Here is a 6,515-nt window from a genome sequence, read left to right as displayed (position 1 = left end):
TTGAAATTGGTTTTCGAAAAGAATTTGTTTCGATTTTTTGGTTTTGATATTGTTTTTTTTGACTCGGTGATTTAGGAGTTGTTTTTTTTGAAAAAAAATAGAAATTGACAAAGATTTTCCCTTTCAAATACCCTAGATTATGCCTCGCGTTGCTCTCCGTAACGCGAGTTTTTTTTGGCTAAAGTATGGGTAAAAACAAAAGCGGCTATCCGAAAGGATAGCCGCTTTTTATTATTGACTAAATAAACTGAATTATTCAGCAATTACTTCGAAAGGAACTTGAACTTTCACTTCTTTGTGTAAGTTTAAGTTTGCGATGTATTCACCTAGTTCTTTAGGTTCTACTTCGAAAGTGATACGACGACGATCTACATCAAAACCTTTTGCTTTCAACGCATCAGCAATTTGAATGCTGTTTACTTTACCAAAGATTTTACCAGATTCACCTGCTTTAGCACCGATTGAAAGTTTGATAGCTTCCAATTTACCAGCTAATTCAGTAGCGTCTTTTTTGATTTTTTCTTGTTTGAACTGAGCTTGTTTGATGTTCTCAGCTAAAACTTTCTTTGCAGATTCAGTCGCTTGGATAGCAAATCCTTGCGGGATTAAGTAGTTACGACCGAAACCTGGCTTTACATTAACGATATCGTTTTGCTCACCTAAGCCTTTGATATCTTGTTTTAAAATTACTTCCATTTTCTATCGTCCTCCTTATTTAATTGCATCAGCTAAGTAAGGTAATAAGCCGATGTGACGAGCACGTTTAACAGCTTGAGCTACTTTACGTTGAAATTTCAAAGATGTACCAGTTAAACGACGAGGTAAGATTTTACCTTGATCATTTACAAATTTCATCAAGAAGTTAGCATCTTTATAATCGATATATTTGATACCATTCTTTTTGAAACGACAGTATTTTTTACGGTTGTCCTCTACTTTAGGAGCAGTTACGTATTGGATATTTTCGTTAGCCATTAGTTTGCACCCTCCTCAGTTTTAGTTTCAGCTTTTTTGTTGAATGCACCGCTACGTTTTTTCTCGTTGTATGCTTTAGCATGTTTGTCTAAGCTTACAGTCAAGAAACGCATAATGCGCTCATCACGTTTGTATTCAACCTCTAATTTATTGATTAATTCACCTGGAGCCTTGAATTCAGTTAAGTGATAAAATCCAGTAGTTTTTTTCTGGATTGGATACGCTAATTTTTTCAAACCCCAATTGTCTTCAGCGACAATCTCGGCTCCGCCTTCTGTTAAGATGTTTTTGAATTTTGCGATTACTTCTTTCGCAGCATCATCAGAAAGCAACGGGGTAAGAACGATTACAGATTCGTACTGTTGCATTGTGTTAATTAATTTTGTTATTTAAAATTCCACTTTTGTGGAAGTGCAAAGGTAGTTATTATATTGTTATGTTGCAAAGCTTTGAAATAAAAAAGTTTAGATCCTTTGGAGGGATCTAAACTTTTCTCAACCGAACTAGGGTATATTTTAGTTCAATTTCTTTAATTCTTCTTTGATAGCTGCCTGTATTTTCTCGCTAACAGGGACTAAAGGAAGTCGTAATTGATCTTTTCCGATCCCCAATTCCTGTAGAATATATTTTACACCAGCAGGGTTTCCTTCAATAAAACACAGGTCTGTAATGTCAAGGAGTTCATTATGGATCGATCTAGCTTCCGCATAATTGCCTTCAGCGCATAACTTAGCTAATGTGGCGACCTTTTTCGGTAACGCGTTTCCGATCACTGAGATGATACCAGCTGCTCCAAGAGACATCATCGGCAAGGTAACCGGATCATCTCCGGAGATCAAGAGAAATCCTGTGGGTTTATCACGTAGAATTTCGCTGAATTGTGCAAAATTTCCAGAAGCCTCTTTGATGGCTACGATATTTGAAAAATCATTGGCCAGTCGTAATGTTGTCTGTGCTGTTATATTGCTGCCCGTACGCCCAGGTACATTGTATAAAATAACCGGAAGTGGAGAGGCGTTTGAAACAGCTTTGTAATGCTGGTAAATGCCTTCTTGTGTTGGTTTGTTGTAATAAGGAGATACGGATAAAATTGCACAGAAGCCTGTTGGATCAAAGTCCTTAATTTGTTCCACAATTTCGGCCGTATTATTACCGCCAATTCCAGCAACCAAAGGAAGTCTACCGTTCACGCGCTTGACAGTAAAATCCCAGATACGCTTTCGTTCATCATTGGTTAAAGTGGCAACTTCTCCAGTTGTACCTAAAGAAACCAAATAATCCATACCTTCGTTGATTTGCAAGTCAATTAGCTGACCTAATGCTTCGAAATCAACAGATTCATCTGAGTTAAAAGGAGTGACTAATGCTACCCCTGCGCCGTGAAGCTCGTTCATCTTGTTTTTGTATTTATATAAATTTAATTAAAAAAACTTACTTGGGATTAATGAGTTCAAAGAGTTCTTTATCATTAATCATCGGGATACCCAATTTTTCTGCCTTCGCTAGTTTGGACGGTCCCATTTTATCTCCCGCTACGAGATAGCTTAATTTGGCAGAAATGGAAGATAACATCTTTCCGCCATTGCTTTCAATTACTGCTGCTAACTCTTCACGTGAATGATCTGCAAATACACCGGAAATCAGGAAGGTTTTCCCTTCAAGTGCATTGCTCGCAAGGATGATCTCCTTTTCTTCAATTTCGAAATTTAAGCCATAATTTCTCAGTGCGACAATCTGTTGTTGATGAATTGGATTGTCTAGGTATTCTTTGACACTCTCCGCAATACGGCGTCCAATATCTTGTACTCCTTCGATTTCCTCTGTCGAGGCTTGTGCTAGTGCATCAATATTTTTGAAATGCTGGGCTAATTTTTTTGCAATCGTCTCGCCGACATGACGTATTCCAAGCGAAAATAGAACTTTTTCAAAAGGTTTTTCTTTGGATTTTTCGATGCCGTTGAGCATGTTATCGATTGATTTTTGACCGAAGCGTTCGAGTTGTTGTAGGTCATCTTGATGGTCTTTGAGTCCATAGATGTCAACGATATTGTGCAACAAACCTTTCTTGAAGAAAGTATCTACGGTCTCGTCTCCCATTCCTTCGATGTCCATCATTTTTCGTCCGATAAAATGCTGCATTTTGCCAACAATTTGTGGAGGGCATCCAGTTTCATTAGGGCAGTAGTGTACCGCTTCCCCTTCTTGACGTATAAGTGCTGTGTCGCATTCCGGACAAGATGTAGGGTAGACAAAACTTGTTGATCCTGCTAATCTTTTCTCGAGGTTTACCCCAATTATTTTAGGTATAATTTCGCCCCCTTTTTCCACAAAGACAGTGTCATCTTCGTGGAGGTCGAGACGTGCGATTTCATTTGCATTGTGTAAGGAAGCGCGTTTTACCGTTGTGCCTGCCAGTTGTACAGGTTGAAGATTGGCAACAGGTGTAACAGCGCCGGTACGTCCAACTTGATAACTAATCGAGTTCAGTTTGGTTTCTACACGCTCTGCTTTGAATTTATAGGATATTGCCCAACGCGGATTTTTGGCAGTAAAGCCAAGTTCCTCCTGCTGTGCGTAATCATTTACTTTAATAACAATTCCATCAATTTCATAACCTAGGTTATGACGTTCGACATCCCAGTAGTCAATAAATGCAAAAACATCGGTTAACGTGCTGCACTTTCTGCTATGCTCGCTGACGTGAAACCCCCAGTCTTTGACATGGTTTAAGCTATTCCAATGGTCGTGAAATAGATTTGTTCTGTTGTCGCAGTACAAAAAGTAAAGGAAACAGTCCAATGGGCGTTTTGCAACTTCAGCAGAATCTTGGAGTTTAATGGTTCCAGAAGCGAAATTTCTTGGGTTGGCATAGGTTTGCTCCTCATTATCGGCTCTTTCCTTATTCAGGCGGAGAAACGCTGATTTGTGCATAAATATTTCACCTCGTATTTCGAATTGATCTGGATAATCTCCTTCTTTGAGTTTGATCGGTATAGAACGAATGGTTTTAACATTGTTTGTGACAACATCGCCTTGTGTACCATCACCGCGCGTAACGGCTTTACTTAGCAGGCCATTTTCATAAGTCAAGCTGATGGATAAACCGTCAAATTTTAATTCACAAACATATTCGAACTGATCGCCGATAATTTTGCGGATTCGCTGGTCGAAGTCAAGTAATTCCTCCTGATTGTATGTGTTGCCCAATGAAAGCATTGGCCAGCGGTGTTTTTCCGTTTGAAATCGGGAGGTAATGTCTCCACCAACACGCTGTGTAGGGGAGTTGGGGTCGGCAAAGTTGGGATATTGAGCTTCCAGCGCTTCGAGTTCCTTTAATTTAAGGTCGAAGTCGTAGTCCGAAATAACACTGTTCGCCAATACATAGTATTGATAGTTATAATGGTTGAGCTCTGCCGTTAAGTCTTTTATCTTTTTTTCAATATCCATCACCAACATTTTGCAAAATTACAAATAAAAAGTACGTTTAAATAAAATAAATAAAGAATCTTGTCGTAATGACTGCTTTATTTTTAAAATGCGTTTTTCTGCATTTTATGTTACAGGGAAATAATACGCTATTTGAAATCCTCTGGATTTAGCTGAGAAAATTTATGTTTGTTATTTGTGTAAAAATCAATGATAATCGATTTTGTGTACTGCCCTTTTGTATTTTCTTTCACCTTGTATTTTTTTCGTTTTTTAGCATTTTTGAAAATATTCAAGAAGAAATACTGATGTGCGCGACTGATTGCCCAGGCATCCTTGGGTTTCCTGTCGATCAGAAACTTAGCAAGGGCTGCAAAGTCAAACCAAAGCCTGATGAAAATAATCCATATTGCTTTGCCCAGCGGCAGGTTTTTCTGCAGCATGACCATATTATTTCTAAAATTGAGATAGGTCTTTTTGGGATTACTTGCATTGAGGGTGCCCCCACCAACATGATAAACAATAGATTTAGGACAATAGCCTATGCCATAGCCCATTTTCTTTAATCGCCAGCACAGATCGATTTCCTCCATATGAGCAAAGAAATCTTCGTCAAGTCCATCTGCCTCTTTCCAGGCTTCTGAGCGAATAAAAAGTGCCGCTCCAGATGCCCAAAAGATTTCGGATTCATTATCGTACTGTCCAGCATCATCTTCTACTTCATGTAGGATTCTACCTTTACAGAAAGGAAAGCCAAAGTAATCAAGGTAGCCACCGGCCGCTCCGGCGTGTTCGAACTTCTGCTTGTTATGAAATGAGCGTATTTTGGGCTGTGCTGCTGCTAGGGAAGGGTTTCTTTCCAAGTACTCAATCACTGGTTCAATCCAGTTTTGGCTCACTTCGACATCCGAATTGAGGAGTACATAGTAATCAGCATTTACACGCTGCAGTATTTTGTTATAACCTCCTGCAAAGCCATAGTTTTTATCATTTTCAAGGATAGTAATCGTCGGATAGTACTGTTTCACAAATGAAATTGAATCATCATCGGAGGCATTGTCTCCAATGACAAATTCGACATTCGGATACGAACTGTTATATACGGATGGTAAAAATTTTTCCAGAAAAAATCGGCCATTCCAATTGAGGATAACGACAGCTACTTTTGGTAATTCACTCATTTTCTACGTTTTCTTTTCCAGCGATTATGTGACCATAACCAATATTCTGGGTTTTCACGAATAAGCTGTTCAGCAAATTGATTGTGTATATCGGTAATTTCATGTTCTCCAAAGCCACTTGGATCTTCGATTAAAGTAACGAATTTACAGAAATATTGCCCTCTTTTGGGCTTTCTTCCGATATAGCAATAGACCACAGGTGCTTTACTTATTCTAGAAAGTCTTTCGGCTCCTGTATAGACCAATGTTTCCTGATTTAGCCAATTAATAAAATAATCGGAATCCGAATACAGCGGTGTTTGATCGGCAACGAGTATACTGATATTGGGCTGGCCCTTCAACTTTACAATATGACGGAGTATTTGTTTCATTGGTACCATTTCGGCGCCAAACCGACCTCGCATATCATTGTATACTGTGTCAATGTCTTTGTTGTTGAGTGGTTTGTATACAATCAGCGTAGGGAAGTTTGTGATTAAGCTCAAACGGTGAATACCAAGCTCCCAATTGGCATAATGTGAGGTCACCCCGATTACGTTTTTGCCCGCTTCGAGGTGTTTTGTCAATTCTTCTACATTATCCAAAGTCATCTTTTTCTTGACTTCCTCAGCCGTAATCGTTTTCAATTTGATCGATTCGACAAGAAGATCCGGGAAAAAACGATAAAACTTTTTGGCAATCACCAGACGTTCTTTATCCGTTTTTTCTGGAAAAGCATTCTTTAAGTTCTGAAATACAATATTCTTCCTATATCCAATAATATAGTAGAGTATGTAATAAAGCCCATCGGAGATCAAATATAGAAACCAATAGGGGAGAAGAGAGATGATATAGATTAATGCGTTTAACGCTTTTTGTTTCATGCTATAGCTAAAATTCCCAGTGTTCTTTACAAATATCCTTAATTTAAGTTATTTTTGCGTCACTTATAAC

At 38.6% G+C, this 6,515-nt stretch carries 7 protein-coding genes; all 7 read right to left on the bottom strand.

All coding sequences use genetic code 11. From position 1 onward, the window contains the following. Positions 1-252: 252 nt before the first annotated feature. The 7 genes from rplI to A9970_RS13235 all read right to left on the bottom strand — a co-directional run bounded on the left by rplI (position 253) and on the right by A9970_RS13235 (position 6,445). A complete protein-coding gene (gene rplI / locus A9970_RS13265) occupies positions 253-696 on the bottom strand; it encodes a 50S ribosomal protein L9 (RefSeq protein WP_046671751.1) in 444 nt (147 codons plus the stop codon). A gap of 15 nt (positions 697-711) precedes the next feature. After that, entirely contained in the window at positions 712-975 is a 264-nt protein-coding gene (gene rpsR / locus A9970_RS13260; RefSeq protein WP_028071347.1) for a 30S ribosomal protein S18, read from the bottom strand. Continuing rightward, positions 975-1,343, bottom strand: a complete 369-nt coding sequence (gene rpsF, locus A9970_RS13255) for a 30S ribosomal protein S6 (RefSeq protein ID WP_046671750.1) — start codon at positions 1,341-1,343, stop codon at positions 975-977. Before rpsF ends, rpsR begins: the two co-directional genes overlap by 1 nt. Before the next feature lie 147 nt (positions 1,344-1,490). Beyond that, positions 1,491-2,369 carry a 4-hydroxy-tetrahydrodipicolinate synthase gene (gene dapA / locus A9970_RS13250; RefSeq protein WP_182982619.1) on the bottom strand — a complete coding sequence of 293 codons (879 nt, stop codon included), beginning with the start codon at positions 2,367-2,369 and terminating at the stop codon, positions 1,491-1,493. 37 nt (positions 2,370-2,406) lie between these two features. After that, complete coding sequence (gene ligA, locus A9970_RS13245) at positions 2,407-4,431, bottom strand: NAD-dependent DNA ligase LigA (protein ID WP_182982618.1); 2,025 nt, start codon at positions 4,429-4,431, stop codon at positions 2,407-2,409. A 119-nt stretch (positions 4,432-4,550) separates the two neighbouring features. Next, positions 4,551-5,582: a glycosyltransferase family 2 protein gene (locus tag A9970_RS13240; protein ID WP_159731295.1), complete on the bottom strand. Its 1,032-nt coding sequence runs from the start codon at positions 5,580-5,582 to the stop codon at positions 4,551-4,553. Next, positions 5,579-6,445, bottom strand: coding sequence for a lysophospholipid acyltransferase family protein (locus A9970_RS13235; RefSeq protein WP_075994003.1), 867 nt, complete (start codon positions 6,443-6,445; stop codon positions 5,579-5,581). Before A9970_RS13235 ends, A9970_RS13240 begins: the two co-directional genes overlap by 4 nt. Positions 6,446-6,515: the final 70 nt, after the last annotated feature.

It is taken from the genome of Sphingobacterium sp. UME9 (assembly GCF_014170215.1).
Lineage (GTDB): Bacteria > Bacteroidota > Bacteroidia > Sphingobacteriales > Sphingobacteriaceae > Sphingobacterium > Sphingobacterium paramultivorum.
The sequence above is the reverse complement of the archived record's forward strand: the minus strand, read 5'-3'. Positions and strand labels throughout refer to the sequence as shown.